This is a genomic window from Herminiimonas contaminans (genome assembly GCF_015645465.1).
In the GTDB taxonomy this organism is placed as follows: Bacteria; Pseudomonadota; Gammaproteobacteria; order Burkholderiales; family Burkholderiaceae_D; genus Oxalicibacterium; species Oxalicibacterium contaminans.
Genome location: NZ_JADOEL010000005.1, coordinates 121193 through 136836, shown reverse-complemented (window position 1 = coordinate 136836; position 15644 = coordinate 121193). Strand labels below are relative to the sequence as shown.

At 54.8% G+C, this 15644-nt stretch carries 15 protein-coding genes; 13 read left to right on the top strand and 2 right to left on the bottom strand.

Features of this window, described 5'->3' with window-relative positions; genetic code table 11:
• The first annotated feature begins 205 nt into the window (after nt 1-205).
• The 12 genes from nrdR to IXC47_RS08695 all read left to right on the top strand — a co-directional run bounded on the left by nrdR (nt 206) and on the right by IXC47_RS08695 (nt 8886).
• Nucleotides 206-667 carry a transcriptional regulator NrdR gene (gene nrdR / locus IXC47_RS08750; protein ID WP_175626410.1) on the top strand — a complete coding sequence of 154 codons (462 nt, stop codon included), beginning with the start codon at nt 206-208 and terminating at the stop codon, nt 665-667.
• Nucleotides 668-672: 5 nt separating this feature from the next.
• The gene (locus tag IXC47_RS08745) at nt 673-1065 is read left to right on the top strand and encodes a VOC family protein (protein WP_195875334.1); all 393 of its coding nucleotides are present in this window, start codon (nt 673-675) and stop codon (nt 1063-1065) included.
• Nucleotides 1066-1071: 6 nt separating this feature from the next.
• The gene (locus tag IXC47_RS08740; RefSeq protein ID WP_195875333.1) at nt 1072-1428 is read left to right on the top strand and encodes a DUF1801 domain-containing protein; all 357 of its coding nucleotides are present in this window, start codon (nt 1072-1074) and stop codon (nt 1426-1428) included.
• Between the two features lie 32 nt (nt 1429-1460).
• The gene (locus IXC47_RS08735; protein ID WP_195875332.1) at nt 1461-2342 is read left to right on the top strand and encodes an EamA family transporter; all 882 of its coding nucleotides are present in this window, start codon (nt 1461-1463) and stop codon (nt 2340-2342) included.
• A 175-nt stretch (nt 2343-2517) separates the two neighbouring features.
• On the top strand, nt 2518-3069 hold the full coding sequence (pilV, locus tag IXC47_RS08730) for a type IV pilus modification protein PilV (RefSeq protein ID WP_195875331.1): 552 nt from the start codon (nt 2518-2520) through the stop codon (nt 3067-3069).
• Between the two features lie 56 nt (nt 3070-3125).
• Complete coding sequence (locus IXC47_RS08725) at nt 3126-3992, top strand: PilW family protein (protein WP_230089469.1); 867 nt, start codon at nt 3126-3128, stop codon at nt 3990-3992.
• A gap of 7 nt (nt 3993-3999) precedes the next feature.
• Entirely contained in the window at nt 4000-4710 is a 711-nt protein-coding gene (locus IXC47_RS08720) for a pilus assembly PilX family protein (protein WP_195875330.1), read from the top strand.
• Between the two features lie 14 nt (nt 4711-4724).
• Complete coding sequence (locus IXC47_RS08715) at nt 4725-5165, top strand: type IV pilin protein (protein WP_195875329.1); 441 nt, start codon at nt 4725-4727, stop codon at nt 5163-5165.
• A 4-nt stretch (nt 5166-5169) separates the two neighbouring features.
• The gene (locus tag IXC47_RS08710; RefSeq protein ID WP_230089468.1) at nt 5170-5703 is read left to right on the top strand and encodes a GspH/FimT family pseudopilin; all 534 of its coding nucleotides are present in this window, start codon (nt 5170-5172) and stop codon (nt 5701-5703) included.
• Between the two features lie 61 nt (nt 5704-5764).
• Nucleotides 5765-6856, top strand: a complete 1092-nt coding sequence (ribD, locus tag IXC47_RS08705; RefSeq protein WP_175626418.1) for a bifunctional diaminohydroxyphosphoribosylaminopyrimidine deaminase/5-amino-6-(5-phosphoribosylamino)uracil reductase RibD — start codon at nt 5765-5767, stop codon at nt 6854-6856.
• 17 nt (nt 6857-6873) lie between these two features.
• Complete coding sequence (locus IXC47_RS08700) at nt 6874-7485, top strand: riboflavin synthase (protein WP_195875327.1); 612 nt, start codon at nt 6874-6876, stop codon at nt 7483-7485.
• Nucleotides 7486-7728: 243 nt separating this feature from the next.
• Entirely contained in the window at nt 7729-8886 is a 1158-nt protein-coding gene (locus tag IXC47_RS08695) for a BamA/TamA family outer membrane protein (protein ID WP_230089467.1), read from the top strand.
• 15 nt (nt 8887-8901) lie between these two features.
• Here the strand turns inward: IXC47_RS08695 and IXC47_RS08690 are convergent, their stop codons facing one another.
• Complete coding sequence (locus IXC47_RS08690) at nt 8902-12195, bottom strand: autotransporter outer membrane beta-barrel domain-containing protein (RefSeq protein WP_195875326.1); 3294 nt, start codon at nt 12193-12195, stop codon at nt 8902-8904.
• 575 nt (nt 12196-12770) lie between these two features.
• Between IXC47_RS08690 and IXC47_RS08685 the strand changes: the two genes are divergently transcribed.
• A complete protein-coding gene (locus IXC47_RS08685) occupies nt 12771-13739 on the top strand; it encodes a tetratricopeptide repeat protein (protein ID WP_195875325.1) in 969 nt (322 codons plus the stop codon).
• On the opposite strand, the gene IXC47_RS08680 is transcribed toward IXC47_RS08685, so the two are convergent.
• A complete protein-coding gene (locus IXC47_RS08680) occupies nt 13736-15565 on the bottom strand; it encodes a sensor histidine kinase (RefSeq protein WP_175626422.1) in 1830 nt (609 codons plus the stop codon). The two genes, IXC47_RS08685 and IXC47_RS08680, sit on opposite strands and share 4 nt — an antisense overlap.
• Between the last annotated feature and the right edge of the window lie 79 nt (nt 15566-15644).

Here is a 15644-nt window from a genome sequence, read left to right as displayed (position 1 = left end):
AAGTCTGTAGCATTACTAAAGCGTACTTCGGAAGAATGAAGCACGCTGCAGAATGGCCTTGTCGGGATGAGTGATCCAGGCAGGGCCATTTTGGGATGTAGACGGAAGCAGTCCCAGTATTTTCCCGGTAGTTATCGGTTAAGAATAATTAAATTCGATTGTTAAATTTTTGCTGATGTAACGATCCATAAGGCCAGGCACCGCGATGAAATGTCCTTTTTGCCAGCACGACGATACCCAAGTCCTCGACACCCGTGTCTCTGAGGAGGGCGACAGCATACGTCGTCGCCGCCGTTGTACCAGCTGTGATAAACGCTTCACTACCTACGAACGCATCGAATTGACGATGCCGGTCGTGGTCAAGAAAAATGGCAGTCGTACAGACTTCGATCCCAAGAAATTGCAGGGCAGTTTGCAACTGGCCTTGCGCAAGCGTCCTGTTTCGGCTGAAGCGGTCGATGCTGCCATCCATCGTATAGAACAAAAGTTGCTCTCCAGCGGCGCACGCGAAGTCGTTTCCGGCCAGATCGGTGAACTGGTCATGCGCGAATTGCAGCGCCTCGACAAAATCGCCTACATCCGCTTTGCATCTGTTTACAAGAGCTTTGAGGACGTGGCGGAGTTCCAGGATGCGATTGCGGAAATCGGTAAGCCTTCAGGGAAATAAGCGCGATGCAGTTTGCTTACACCATCATCTACGTGCCGGACGTAGCGGCGTCGCTGGACTTTTTTGAGCGAGCGTTCGGTTTTAACCGTAAATTCCTGCACGAGTCCGGTACCTATGGCGAACTGGAAACCGGTGCCACCACCCTGGCCTTTGCCGCGCATGAACTGGCGGATAAGAATTACAGCGGCGGACACATCGCTGCCCATACTTCACCGAAACCGCTCGGCATGGAGATCGCCTTCACCACGGACGACGTGGCGGCAGCACATGCCCGAGCCCTGGCTGCCGGTGCGACTGAATTATTCGCACCGATAGCCAAACCGTGGGGCCAGGTGGTTTCTTATGTGCGCTGCCCGGATGGTGCGCTGGTAGAACTCTGCACACCTATCGCGGCCTGATTGCTTATGTCAGATGCTCGCGTCGAACAACTGCTGAACGATATCAATCTGGTCAACCCGGAGCGCCATGAGTTGGTAATGGCAGCGCGGCGCGTCATTTATAAGGGAGTGAAGCAGGCGACGGAGCGTGTGATGTATGGCGGCTTCATGTTTGCCGCACCGAACGACTTCTGCGGCGTATTTGTCTACGCTGAACACATCTCCATCGAATTTGGCCGTGGCTGCGACTTGCAGGATGAGTGGCAGGTGCTGGAAGGCAAAGGCAAGCTACGTCGTCATATCAAGATCCATAGCCTGGATGAAATCAAAAGCAAGCATCTGGCGGATTATGTCAGGCAGGCGTTTGCAAACGCTAATGGCTGAGCACTAGTCCTGCTTACCCGCCACATTTTTTCATGTCTTTTTCTGCACTCGCTTTACTGATCACCGCTGGCTTTATTCATGCCGGCTGGAATATCGTAGCCAAGCGTGCGGGCGGTGATGCGCGTTTCGCCTTATTCACCAGTCTCTTCCTTGCCCTGGTCTGGACGCCGCTCGGTTTGTGGCTGGCGTGGGATGTGGTGCCGGGCTGGGGCTGGAAAGAATGGGCCATCATCCTGGTCAGCGGTATCCTGCACGTCATTTACTACGTCGTCCTATTGCGTGGTTATCGCAAGGCTGACTTAACGGTTGTTTATCCACTGGCACGTGGCTCCGGACCTTTGCTGTCATCAATGGCGGCGCTGTTATTCCTCGGTGAACAAATATCGGCGCTAGGTGTGGGCGGGATAGCAGGCGTCGTACTGGGCGTGTTCCTGATTGCCGGTGGCCCTAAGCTCTTCCTCGCCGCCAAGGATGCGGAACAGCGCAGGCGCGTGCACATTGGCATCTTCTACGGTTTGCTAACGGGTGCTTTCATCGCCTGTTACACGGTAGTGGATGGTTATGCGGTCAAGTTCATGCTGATGTCGCCTATCCTGATCGATTACATCGGCAACTTCATACGCATCGCGGTGCTGGCTCCGACTTACTTCCATGATCGCGCCACTGCGGCACAGTTGTGGCAGAAACAGTGGAAGTACGCGTTGATCGTCGGTGCGATCAGTCCCATTTCCTATGTGCTGGTGCTGTATGCTGTGAAGCTGGCTCCTTTGTCACATGTGGCTCCGGCACGTGAAGTGTCGATGCTGTTTGCCGCCATCATCGGTGGCCATTTGCTGAAAGAGGGTGATCGTACTGAACGCCTCATAGGTGCCCTCTTTATTGCGTTGGGTGTGATTGCGCTGGCGATAGCCTAGTCCTTGCTATCTTTCTTCAGCGATAATTTCCATACATAAATCTTCCCTGTCCTTTCGGGAGAATTCCGCGCGTCGCTAATCGTCATTTCCCATGTTGATGGGATGCGATTCGAGCTGCAACTTCACAAAATGTCTGTTCATTTTCGGCATGTTGTTTGTGTCACGGAGAACAGAAATGACGACTTCTGCGGCAGATGGCTTTTCACTGATCGAAGTATTGATCTCGATACTCGTGCTGACGGTTGGTGTAATCGGTGCTGCCAGCATGCAGCTCACCGCCTTGCAAACATCCCGCTGGTCTGCTTTTCAAACGACAGCCTTACACCTTGCTCTTGAGATGGCTGACCACATACGTAGCCATAGTCAGCATGTGCAATCGCGCGGTGTGAGCAATCCTTATCTGGCTATCGATTATCAGATTCCTTACCATCAGCCGGCGATCAATTGCTATGGAAGGGACGCCAATTGCAATGCAGAGGAGCTCGCGGAGTTTGAGATAGCGCTCTGGTTAAGGCGTGTCAGCAAAGAGCTGCCCACTGCACGCGTGCGGGTTTGCCGCGATACGCAACCATGGGATGCGAGCAGGCAGCGATATACATGGCGCTGCACCGAAAGCAGTGGCGCGCATTCCTATCCACTCATCTATATCAAGATAGGCTGGCCTGACCGGAGCGCAACAGACGTGGATTTTCCTCCCGTGCTGGTACTGCCTGTTGCGGCTCACTAGCCATGAAAGCGTTCTCCCACCAGCGTGGCATAAGCATCACGGAGCTGATGGTTGCCATGACTATCGGTTTATTCATCACATTGCTTGCGACTGGATTATTGGCGTCAAATCAGGCTGCGTATCTGGCGCAGGATCAACATGTACAAGTGCAGGAAACAGGGCGTTACGCGATGGAGATGCTGGCGCGTGCGATACGACAGGCCGGATACAAAAACCTGGCTGCCGCCAGCAGCAACGCAGATATTCATCCGCATGTGATCGGTATGGATGCGAGCAGCCTCAAGCGAACGACGGCAGGTATGGATGCTGCGGCTGCGTCTACGGTCGTAAATGGCAGCGACGTGCTGGCCTTGTCTTATTCCGGTGATGAGGCAATGTTTAATTGCGCCGGGTTGGCAGTGATACCTGGCGGCAAGGATGAAGAGGCCTGGAGCATGTTCTTTGTGGCACGGGACAGGGCGGGTGAGCCTGAGCTGCGTTGCAAATATCGCTCGAGGCGCGGCTGGAATGCGGATGCGATTGCGCGTGGCATAGAGTCGTTCCAGGTTTTGTATGGCATCGATGTGGATGGCAATGGCGTCGCGGATCGCTATCTCAATGCGAGCGACATCGTAGCCTTGGATGATGCAATGACCCTGAATGGAGAGAATGCGATAGCACGTCTGGCGGACAGGCAAAGCCGGACACACTGGAAGAAGGTGCGCGCTGTCAAAGTTTCGATATTGGTCAGGAGCGCGCATGCAGCGCGTGACGGAGATGCGCAAACGACGCATCACTTATTTGACACCTCCTATCAGAACGCGGGTGACATCGGAGTAATGATAGCCGAGCAGGATATGCCGCTTACCGAGCGCAAGCGGATACGCAAGGTATTTACGCAAACCATACAGTTGCGCAATGCCGGCGCGTCAAATGGTATCTAGGCGGCCCATGTGGCAAAGCAAATTCTCACAGGCCGGTGCGACATTGCTCACTGTGCTGGTGATGCTGTTGCTGATACTCATGTTGGGACTCGCAGCAGCGCGGATAGCCTTGCAGGGTGAGAAGGCAGCACGTAATGACAGGGACAGGCATATCGCTTTCCAGGCCGCAGAAGCTGGCTTGCTGGATGCAGAGATCGACATCGCACATTCTTTCGATGCCGCAATATCCCGTAGCCATATTTTTACTCAACACAGTGAGTCGGGCTTTCCCTTGTTACATGAGGAGGGCTGTAACAGGGGACTAGGCAATGCCCACCTGGGTTTGTGTCGCCCGGCTCCAGATGGCAGCGCAGCTGCGAGGGAAGGCATCAATTTTTTTGACGATACGGCCGACGGCGCCCATACGGTGCCTTATGGCCGCTTTACCGGGAATCAGTTTCTGGCCGGTATCGCTGCTTTGCCTGCAAGGGAGCCACGCTATGTCGTTGAATTGATGGTGGATCACAAGGTAAGTCAATTGACTGGCAAGCCTGCGTACTTTTACCGAATCACTGCCATAGGGTACGGCGCAAGTGTCGGCACGCAGGTGGTATTGCAAAGCGTTTACCGGAAGCGGCAGGCAGAGGCTTTAACTAAGGAGCAGCCATCCGTTGCTACCGGACGTCTGAGCTGGCGCGAGATTATTAACTGGCATGAACTGCATGCTGCAGGAAATTAAAACCGGAGGTGGAGATGCGTTGGCATAACGGGTTTACGCTGATAGAGGTATTGATCGCCTTGTTCATTATGGTGCTGCTCGCGGGTTGGGCTGTGCAGTCTTACCAACATGCTGTGGTGAAAGGCAAGCGGACGGAAGGCCGTGCTGCGCTGATGACGGTGATGCAGCAACAGGAACGCTATTACTCCGTGCATACGAGCTACAGGGCTTTCTCTTCGCACACGAATGATGAACATGTACACGGCATGAAATGGTTTTCAGGTGCAAGCAGTACCAGCAGCTCCTATGAAATCAGCGCGCAGCCATGCGGCGATGATGGCGTTCGACATTGCATACGCCTGATTGCACGCCCCGGGACCGAGCGCGTCAATTCTTCCTATCGCGATCCGCTATGCGGTACCTTGAGCCTGAATAGTCGCGGCGAAAAGACGGCAGATGCAGAAGGTTGCTGGTAAGGCTATGAGAGGCCGCGCGTATCACAGCGGATATTCGATAGTTGAACTGCTGGTGGCACTGGCGATAGTAAGCATCGTCCTGGCGAGCGGGGTGCCGGTATTTCAAAAGATCATACAAGCCCAGCGGCTGGCCACGGCATCGAATGCCTTGTTTATGGCTGTCAATCTGGCACGTTCTGAGGCCATTCATCGCGGGCGCCGGGTCGATCTGGTGCCGCTGGACGGCATGCAATGGCAGCGCGGATGGTTGGTGTTTATCGATGAAAACAATAATCAGCGACCGGACAGCCACGAAACCGTGTTGCACACCCATGCCGTGAAAGTAGCCGATTTGCAGATCACGCCACGCTTTAGTGATTCAAAAGTACAATATGTCGCATACAGCGGTACTGGCCGTAGCCATAGCAACGCTGGCAGGCAGGTCGCGCAGTCCGGGCACTGGCTGCTGGAGCTGGGACCATACAAGCGCAAGGTCGTGATCAATTTCCTGGGACGACCGCGCATATGTGACCCGCTGAAAGACAAGATCAGTTGCTGACAGGCGTATAGCGATATAGCGCACTGCAGCCGATATAACGACATCAACAGTAAAGATACACGTGGAAATTCATAGCGACGTACAAGGCATACGCCTGGCACTGGAACTGGCCGCCAAAGGCATGTTCACCACCACGCCCAATCCGCGCGTGGGTTGCGTCATCGTCAAGGAAAACAAAGTCATAGGCAGCGGCTATACGCAGCCGGTCGGTCATGCGCATGCCGAAGTGCAGGCGCTGAATGATGCGGCAGATCGCGGCTTTGATGTCAGCGGCTCTACTGTCTATGTCACGCTGGAACCATGCAGCCATCACGGCCGCACACCACCATGCGCCGATGCATTGATACGCGCGCGGGTCGGGCGGGTAGTGGCTGCCATCGCCGATCCAAATCCGCTGGTTGCAGGGCAGGGGCTGGCGCGGCTGGAAGCGGCGGGCATACAAGTAACGTGCGGCGTGCTGGAAGAAGAAGCACGCGAGATGAATATCGGCTTCCTGTCGCGCATGCAGCGCGGCAAGCCATGGGTACGCATGAAGAGCGCGGCCAGTCTGGACGGCATGACGGCACTGCATAACGGGATTAGCCAATGGATCACCGGTGACGAAGCGCGCGCCGATGGCCACTACTGGCGTGCGCGTGCCTGCGCCATCCTGACCGGTATCGGTACCGTGATGGAAGATGATCCGCAATTGAATGTGCGCGCCATCGACACCCCACGCCAGCCACAACGCATCGTGATCGATAGCCAGTTGCAGATCAGCCAGCACGCGCGTGTCTTGAGTGGTGGCGGCTCCCTGATCGTGGCTGCACAATCCAATCCGGAAAAAGAAAAGCCCTTGCGTGACCTCGGTCATGAAGTCATCGTGCTGCCGAACGCCAGCGGCAAGGTGGATCTGGCTGCGCTGATGCAGGAATTGGGACGACGCCAGATCAATGAATTGCATGTGGAAGCAGGCTTTAAATTAAATGGCTCACTGATACGTGAAGGCTGTGTCGATGAGTTGCTGGTGTATCTGGCACCGACGCTGCTGGGCGACGCGCAGCGCATGTTCAACCTGCCGCCGCTGGAATCGCTGGAGCATAAGAAAAACTTAACTTTCCATGAGGTCAAGCAGATCGGTGCCGATTTGCGTATCCTTGCTCGTTTCATCTAACTAATTTTCACGCCATCATGTTTACTGGAATCGTCGCTGCCATCGGCAAAATCACCCACATCACCCCGCTCGGCGATGCCGATGCCGGACACCGCCTGACCGTCGATGCCGGCGGCCTGCCGCTGGCTGACGTCGCGCTCGGCGATTCAATCACGCTCAACGGTGCGTGCATGACAGTGGTGGCTAAAACCGACAAACAGTTTGACGTCGACGTCTCGCGCGAAAGCTTGAATTGCACGGCAGGGCTGGATGCAATCGGCGAAGTGAACCTGGAAAAAGCAGTAACCCTGTCCGAGCGCCTCGGCGGTCACCTGGTTTCCGGCCACGTTGACGGACTGGGTACGGTCAGCAAGTTTGAGCCAGTCGGCGAGTCTTGGCTGCTGGCAGTCGACGCTCCCAAGGAACTGGGCAAGTTCATCGCGGTTAAAGGTTCTATCGTTATCAACGGTGTATCACTGACGGTGAATACCGTGGCCGATAGTGCAGCCGCATGTACTTTCTCGGTCAACCTGATTCCGCATACGGTACAGGTCACGACGCTCAAGCATCTTAAGGTAGGCAGCAAGGTCAATCTCGAGATTGATTTGATCGCGCGTTATGTTGAGCGCATGTTGTCGCAATCTAAATAAGTCACTGCATAAATTGCATCCATTTGGCCATGCTATTTCCAGCCTCGCTGGAATAGCTGGCTTGCCAGTAATTATCCTTTTTACGCTTTACTTCCCTCCATCGTACTGAATGCACTTTAGGGCATTTAGCTACACCCCAAAGTACGATTGCCTGCCTTACCTGCATAGCAGAGCATGAATCCCCGTGCCCGGGCTTTTCATGGGCTTCATGTATGTGCACCAGGATATCGGAAGGTAAATCGCATGCAAGCCCACTTTGCTTTGCCATTCCGTACGCTTACAGCTGTTATTCTCGGCTTGCTGCTCGCTTTTGCCGGTGCTCCGCAAGGACATGCGAACGACAAGCCGATACAGTTTTTTGATCCGGAAGACGGCAAGCTGGACCTGAGCGATTTTCTGCTTAACCACAAAGGTGCGCTGGTCGTGCCGACCATCATTACGGAACCGGCGATAGGCTATGGCCTGGGTGTGGGCATGGCTTTTTTTTCACAGTCAATTTCTGAAGCTGCCGCTGAAGCAAAGAATAGCGGCAAGGGTATGGCACCACCGAATATCACCGTGTTAGGTGGCGCAAAAACTGACAACGGAACCTGGGGCGCTGGCCTCGCGCATTTTCATACCTGGGACGCCGATCGTTATCGTTATCTTGGTGCCATCGCCAAGATGCATGCCAACCTCGACTACTATGGCCAGTCGAGTCGGCCCCGCGGCTATGAACTCGACGGTGTGTTTTTCATGCAGCAATTGCTGACGCGCGTGGGGGACTCCCATTGGTATGTCGGTCCGCGCTATGTCTACTTCGATTCGAATACGCGCTTTACCGGCGAAGTCGCGAATGAACTCAATCTCCCGGGCAGGGACCTGAAGATCGGTAAGCTGGGGCTGGTGGTTGATTACGATACACGCGACAACATGTTCTATCCGAGTCGCGGTACCTACGCTGAGTTTGAAGCGCAATTTGCTCGTGGTGCTTTCGGTGGCAAGCAGGATTTCAATCAATACAATGCGCGTGGCTATACCTGGCTGCCGCTTTCCGAGAAATGGATACTGGGCCTGCGTGCGGATGGACGTTTTTCCAGCGGCGATATTCCGTTCTATGCGCAACCTTATGTCGATCTGCGCGGGGTATCCAAAGGACGCTATCAGGATCAAAACGCCATAGTTACGGAGCTCGAGTTACGCTGGGATGTCACACCACGCTGGTCGGTATTGGGATTTACAGGTGCGGGCAAGGCTTATGGCAAATGGAATGACTTCTCGAGTGCATCAACCGCTACCAGTGTAGGCGCAGGCTTCCGCTATTTGATCGCGCGCAAGCTGGGACTTTCACTGGGTATCGATGTGGCGCGCGGCAAGGACGACAATGCGTTTTATATACAGATAGGAAGCGCCTGGCGTTGAGCTCAACGCGCTGCTCTACCAGTCCATGCGCATACCTATTTTGGCATCCCATGCATAGGCGGCCTTGTCGAAGGTTTGTTGATAACCGATGTTGCCGTAGAGGTAGGTGCGCTTGCTGCGCTTGGATGTCATGCCCGCCTTGATTTCCCACCAGCTGCCGCCCATGTCGGCACGAAACGGCAAATAGCCGCTGGCAGTCGATATCGATGTGACCGGATTGCCCCTGAATTCACGCCACACACTAAAGCGTACGCCGCCACCGGTGGCTTCTTCCTTGCCCTTGGTATCTTTGGCGATGCGCACACCCAGGCGCCCTTGCAGCGAATCCATATTGCTGAATTGCAGGGTAGAGCCAGCGTCTATCGCATCGTCCAGATGTAATGATTGATACACCAGTTGTCCTTGCGGTTCGACGATCCAGTCCTTTTCCATGCGTATCGGTTTGCCTATCTCTCCTGATACCGCCCAGCCCAGGCCATTTGTTTTCATGTCAGGCAGGCCGCGTTGTGAGCTGGCCTTGACGTCGTATTTGGTCACTTGCCCGATCAGATCTACATAAGCATCTTCTGCACTCATGTGTGTCCAGTAGCCGCCTATGCTGTAGCCGGTGAAGCGATTGTTGCCGGCCTGGGTTTGGTCATAGTGGATGACATTGGTTTTGGCGTAGCCTATCGCACCATAAATACCTGCCTGGTCCCTATGGCCATCTTCACGCGGCTTGCGATACAGATCGGTACCTACCTGTATGCCCTGGAAGCTGTAGTCGTAGCTGGGGCCATAGCCGTAGATGCCGCGCACGTCACCGTTGCGTGAACCGCGCATGCCGAGCAGGCGTCCCCACACATTGCGATCCTTTTTGTCGGCATCACCTGCAGCCAGGCCTGTTTGCGGGGACGGGCCTTCGCTGCGTCCTATGCGTTCATCCAGGGTATCGAGCAAGGTACTGCTGTATAGCAGCGCGCTAGGTGCGATCGCAGTGTAGACCGAGATTTCCGGACGGATGTATGGTGCAGGGCAGGGGGCACCCGGCATCGCACAGTCATTCTGCCGGGTGCGTAAATACCAGCCATCAGGATCACTGCCATCGAGTGCGCCGCGATGCAGTTCATATTCATACGGACCTGCCACCGCGGCGCGTCCCAGATGAAAAGCGCTGGTCGCCGTGGTACCACCAGCCAGGTTCTTGATTACCTGTATCCCGTTGCCGGTGGTGACTGCGCCGGGTCCGGTATTGTTGATAAGCAGGCTGGAGGTGCCGGATGCAGTACCACCGTTGATTACCAGTAAATCGGAAGGTGAGCCATCTGTAGCGAGGTAGGTGTTGAGGCCCAGCGAACCACCCTGGCCTATGTAGTTGTTAGTCGTCAGGGTGCGGTATGCACCGGCATACGGTGTGAAAGCAACCGTACCTGCATTCGTCAACGCCTGTGTAATCAGGGAGTTCGCGGTGACGTTCCAGCTCGCATTGTTGACGGTCACATTGGTGGCACCCAAGGAGGCACCGGTCCATGTTGTACCGGAAAGCAGTGTGAGGTCGGCGGTCGGTGCACCGGCAGCGGGTGCGGCGTATACGGCGCAGGGGCCGCCTACGAGTGGACCGGCGCTCTCTTCGAAGCAGTCACCTATACGTGTGCCCAGGTTGACTGCCACGCCGCTGACCCGTACATCGCCCGTTAGCACGCTATTGCCAGACGCCGTCAATTGCGCTTGTGCGCCGTTCGCCACATACAGCAGGTTGGCCGGACTGCTGACGCGCGCGCCATCGCCTATCGTCGCCACTAATAAGCCACCATAAGCTTCAATTGCATCACCCGAGGCACTGCTAAGTTCGCCGCCCGACATGTTGAAACGATTGGTATTGGCAGCTGAGTTATTGCTCGATACCAGGCCGCTGGTACTCGCGCCCGTTGCCCGCACTATTGAATTGTTCAGTGTGATGGACGCTTCGCCGGCAAAGGATTCGATGATCATGGCACCACCACCACCGGAACTTTGTATTTGCGTATTGTTGGCTGTAATTTGCGCTACATTGGCACCGGCTGCATTGGTCGTCGCTTTCAAACCATAGGAGGCATTACCTGTGGTCGTGATGGCATTGTTATCCAGTGTGACGGTGGCCGAGCCGGATGCAGTGGCGTTGGCCCATACGCCGTAACCGTTGCTAGGACTGACTTCTATTGTGGTGCCGCTACTGTAGATCGTACCGCCGCTGGTCGCCAGGCCGGCACGTGTGCTTGTCGCAGTCGATGTAAAACCGGTATACATCGCACCTGAAGCAGTCACGAGGTAGCCTGAGGATGAGGTGTACCAGCCCGCATTTTGGGACTGGCTGATGCGTATCAGATTGGTGCCGGTCAAACTAAGATTGCTACCTGCATTCACCATGACACCAAGTGTGGCATTGGCTCCCTGTATCGTCAGATTCTGTGCGCCAAGACTAGCACCACGTGTGACCACAACACCGGTACTGCCATTACCGGCACCGGCTCCGTTCAGATTGATCGTTATGCCGCTGCCCAGTGTGCTGCTCGTGTTATCAACCATCATGCCAACCGCGCCTATGCCTTGCATATTGATGACAGAGCCGGAGCGTAATCCAACCTGCCCACCATTGAGCATATAAATGCCGGTTGATCTTGCTCCGCCTGTGATGGTCGCGGCCGACGTCACATCCAGCAGGCTGCCACTGGCGGACGCGCCGAGTACGATGGAACTGGTGCCTGTGGTAGCTATATTGGTCGTGCCATGCAAGCGGATGCTGCTGCCGCTTTCTGCGACTGCACCGTAACCGGATGATGCACCGGTATTGTTGATGCTTACATTCGTCGCATCTATCTGGCCACCACTTAATCCGATCAAACCGCTGCCGGTACCGATAGTGCCGATGTTCACACCGCCATTGAGCGTGATGTTGCTGCCAGCGCCGCTCGCCAGTACCGCATGGCCGCCTGCAGACTGCAGCACCAGTTGTCCGCTTGATTGGATGTTGCCGCCTGTCGAGTTGAGGCCAATGCCGCTTCCGCCCGTGGTGATGTTGATCTGTCCCGGTGTCGGCCCGGCGGTGCTATCGAGTAGCAGCGTACCGCCGCTGTTGACGTTGATGGCGTTGGCCGCTGGCACTGTGATGTTGGTATTGCCGACCACAGTAGTAGTGGTGCCCGCAGCTACCGATGTTGTGGTCGTGACATTACCGGGACCTATGGTGATTTGTGCCTGGCTTTCATCTACCAGAAACAGGAGAAGTACGGCGGCACATGTCGGCGTACTTCTGCGGCATCGGGCTATGGCTGCGCTCATCTTTTTTTTCATGAGAAATCCTGACTAGATTCAGCGTGGTGGCTGTTTTTCTCAAATCATCCGGAGGTACAACTGAATGGCTATGGCGCGGGCATTCAAGGTGTCGTTTGAAGCTTGGTGCAAGCACGCAGAAATGGCACTTGTCTCTTGGTGATGGCGGGATTGTCCTTTAGGGCAAAAAACACGCTTAAGTCCCCGCGTATGAAGCGGGCTAAATTTCACGGAAAATTAACATTCGTAATTATTCCGGAGTGTCTGCCTGACCCCTGCACATTCGAAACAATTTGTTCCCCTTGTAACGTAACGGCGGAACACCATTTCCTCGCTCGCCGTGCCTGACGCATCAGCCGAATCCGAGTGGCGCTCCTAAGTTTCTATTTTTAAAGGATATTTTTCTTCCTGGTGGCGGGTGCTCAGTCGCGGATATGGAATTTTTAGCTGGCATGCAATGTGCAATTCATTACATGCCGCATCGTGCCTGAGGTGCCAAATGAGCCCAGGCGCAAACCGCGGCTTGAAAAAGTACAGCAGATTCAGACGGTCGAATGTTTAACCGATTGAAGAGAACTGTTCAACGAGGGGAAGAAATGGGATTTATTTCCAAATTGCGCGCTGCATGGGGCAGCAGCCAGTCCGCGAGCATGAGCAAACGCAATGTCGTTTTGCAGGAGCGCTGGCTGCACATCGCCCAGCCTGCTTTTTACGGTCGGGCTTACTGTTCCCCGAATATGCGTTGGCTGGTCGGCTGCAAGGGAGCGGATAACAATGATAGTGGCAGCGGCCAGGTCATATTGGTGAGCTATGTGGAAGACCTGGTAATGCACGAATTAAATTCCTTCGCCCATCCCAGGGGAGCGGCGGTTTCCAATGTCGGAATTTATATTGTGGCCAGTGCGGGAGACGGTTCGGAACTGGAGGGGGAGATAAGTGCGATTGACCAGAGCGGCAATCAGTTCTACCGCAAACCTTATCATGCGAATGTTTTCAATATCGGTATCTCGGACTGCGGACGATATGCGGCCGTACAAACGGCGAATGCCTTGAATGCGGATGCAGACCTGTTTGAAGTCATCGATATTAAACACGGCAGTCTGGTATTTTCGCGCCAGCCCGTGACCGGATGGCCGGACGATTATATTTTTGATGTGGATGAGCAAGGCGAATTGCAGGCGGTCGGCGTCGGACACAAATCCCTGGGAAAATTCTTTTATGCGCGCGATGGTGAGTTCCGCGATCAACAGCTGTTTCAGGATGCGCGGTTGCGGATAGGGCACTATGTCGCGAAGATATCCGCTGCGCGCGAGCTGCTGCAAAATACACCGACGCCGGATAACGCCATTCTTGCCTTGTATGCCGCAGACGAAGCGTTGCAAGAAGGTGCAGAGGACCGGGCGGATTGGGGCGGATTGGCGCATCGCATACGCGGGCAATCATATGAATTGCTGGGACAGTTTTCGGAGGCGAATGAGGCATTTGAGCAGGCATTGCGCCTGAATCCGAAACTGGATACCCAGCCCACTTTGCGCAAAAAGCAGAGCAGCGACAAGCTGGTTTAAGTGCGTGCGCAGTTCTTCGCAATCGGCAAGGTAATGATGAAGGTTGCACCACCCTTTGCTTCATTGATGACTTCGATCCGGCCGCAATGAACGTCAACGATGGTCTGCACGATGGCGAGCCCCATACCCATGCCTTCCGCCTTGGTGGTGTAAAAGGATTCAAAAATATTCGGCATGATGTTGGTCGGAATGCCGGGGCCCTGGTCGGTCACGATCAGGCATATGTGGCTGGCATTGCTTTGCTCGGTTTTGATCGAGAGTGTGCGCTCTGCAGGAGGGACGGCTTCCATGGCTTCCATCGCATTGGAGGCGAGGTTGATTAACACTTGTTGCAAATGGGTGCTGTCGCCCATGATCTGCGGCAAGTCGGGTGCCAGCTCTATGACCAGCGTGACATGATGTTTGATAGCCAGGTTGCCGAGCAGGCTGCGGGAAGTATTGATTACTTCATTCAATGAAACCGGCTTGGATTCCAGCGAGCGCTTGCTTAACAGCACGCGCAGTTTTTGGATAATCTGACTGGCGCGCAAATTGTCATCGCGGATGTCGGTCAGGATGGCGCGTAGTTCGTGATCCGGGTATGACTGCTGGTTGAGCATCATGGTTGCGGCATCGGCATTGGCCATGATCGCGCCCAGCGGCTGGTTGATTTCATGCACGATGGAGGCGGTGAGTTCACCGACACTTCCCAGTCGTGCAACGTGGGCGAGGGCGGTGCGCTGGCGATTCGCCTCTTCATCGGCTTTTAATCGCTTCCGGCGTTGCCATTGATAACCGAATACCAGCAGAAGAATGACAGCCGTCATCAACACAAAGGCTATGATCTGCGGCGCATTGCGTTCCCAAAATGTGGGGATATGGAAAGGACGGTCGCAGTCAGCGGGGATGTCTTTGAAATTCAAGCCCCAGCGCTGGATCTGGCGATCGTCGATGACACAACGGGTTTTCTGGCTGATCTGCGTGTACGGTCCGCCATGCGGATTATTTAATAGCTGCAGCGCGAGCAATCCCGCTTCACGTCCATGTTCACTCAGATTCATGACGTGACCACCGACGACGCCATTACCGATATAGCTGCTACGCATGCCATATACAGGAACGCTGGCCTGTGTCGAAATGCTGCGCAGGATTTCGTCGCTGGAGTAACGCACGCCGTCCCTGTCCCCGGCGATGGTCATGGCCAGCAAGACAGTATCTGCAGGTAAGGATGAGACCAGCTTCAACATATCCGGCAAAGGTTTCTGTCCGACGGTCTCGACTTTTAAGTCGGGGCGCCTGGCCGTAGCAATTGCATTGAGTTTTGTGTGGAGCGTCTGAACCTCGTCATTGTGTGACGATTGGACTAATTGAATGATGCGCTTAATGTCGGGTTGCAGCTGCAGTATTAATGCAAGGTTGGCTGCGTAGTCATGATCGACGAAGACGCCGCTGATGTGAGCCGAGTTGGGGCGCCAGTAAATGGCCGGACTGGATATCGAGTAATACATGGCCGGCGTGCCTGGCCAGATAGTTGCGCCGTTACGTTCGATAAAATTCAGCGCGCGTTCGCCACGGGCAACGATCAAATCGATACTGCGGTCATGGTATTTTTTTGCAATCAGCTCAATTGCATCAAGTTCCAGGTCACTGGGCGGGTCGGTATGCTTGACCAGGTACTCTGAGAGTATTTCGACTTTCTGTGAGGACTCGGAGAATACCTCGTACATCGCATGATCTATCAGTTGCGCATTGGGTGACAGCACTTCTGCAGGATTGATCACCAATATTGTTTTGACGTGATGCGCGCTTGCCGCGCAGGAGCAAGCCTGCAAAGCAATGAAGGCCATACATATCCGCAAGCGCTTGCTCGTCAGTATGCGATTCCATTGTGTATGCGTGTACCAGATTTAATGCGTCGCTGTGCCT

What these genes read in the sequence shown, in the direction of transcription:
- IXC47_RS08695 (WP_230089467.1), top strand. Translation starts at nt 7,729, where the DNA reads ATGCAAGCCCACTTTGCTTTGCCATTCCGTACGCTTACAGCTGTTATT.
- pilV (WP_195875331.1), top strand. Translation starts at nt 2,518, where the DNA reads ATGACGACTTCTGCGGCAGATGGCTTTTCACTGATCGAAGTATTGATC.
- IXC47_RS08745 (WP_195875334.1), top strand. Translation starts at nt 673, where the DNA reads ATGCAGTTTGCTTACACCATCATCTACGTGCCGGACGTAGCGGCGTCG.
- IXC47_RS08740 (WP_195875333.1), top strand. Translation starts at nt 1,072, where the DNA reads ATGTCAGATGCTCGCGTCGAACAACTGCTGAACGATATCAATCTGGTC.
- IXC47_RS08735 (WP_195875332.1), top strand. Translation starts at nt 1,461, where the DNA reads ATGTCTTTTTCTGCACTCGCTTTACTGATCACCGCTGGCTTTATTCAT.
- IXC47_RS08690 (WP_195875326.1), bottom strand. Translation starts at nt 12,195, where the DNA reads ATGAAAAAAAAGATGAGCGCAGCCATAGCCCGATGCCGCAGAAGTACG.
- IXC47_RS08725 (WP_230089469.1), top strand. Translation starts at nt 3,126, where the DNA reads ATGACTATCGGTTTATTCATCACATTGCTTGCGACTGGATTATTGGCG.
- IXC47_RS08710 (WP_230089468.1), top strand. Translation starts at nt 5,170, where the DNA reads ATGAGAGGCCGCGCGTATCACAGCGGATATTCGATAGTTGAACTGCTG.
- IXC47_RS08720 (WP_195875330.1), top strand. Translation starts at nt 4,000, where the DNA reads ATGTGGCAAAGCAAATTCTCACAGGCCGGTGCGACATTGCTCACTGTG.
- nrdR (WP_175626410.1), top strand. Translation starts at nt 206, where the DNA reads ATGAAATGTCCTTTTTGCCAGCACGACGATACCCAAGTCCTCGACACC.
- IXC47_RS08700 (WP_195875327.1), top strand. Translation starts at nt 6,874, where the DNA reads ATGTTTACTGGAATCGTCGCTGCCATCGGCAAAATCACCCACATCACC.
- IXC47_RS08685 (WP_195875325.1), top strand. Translation starts at nt 12,771, where the DNA reads ATGGGATTTATTTCCAAATTGCGCGCTGCATGGGGCAGCAGCCAGTCC.
- IXC47_RS08680 (WP_175626422.1), bottom strand. Translation starts at nt 15,565, where the DNA reads ATGGCCTTCATTGCTTTGCAGGCTTGCTCCTGCGCGGCAAGCGCGCAT.
- IXC47_RS08715 (WP_195875329.1), top strand. Translation starts at nt 4,725, where the DNA reads ATGCGTTGGCATAACGGGTTTACGCTGATAGAGGTATTGATCGCCTTG.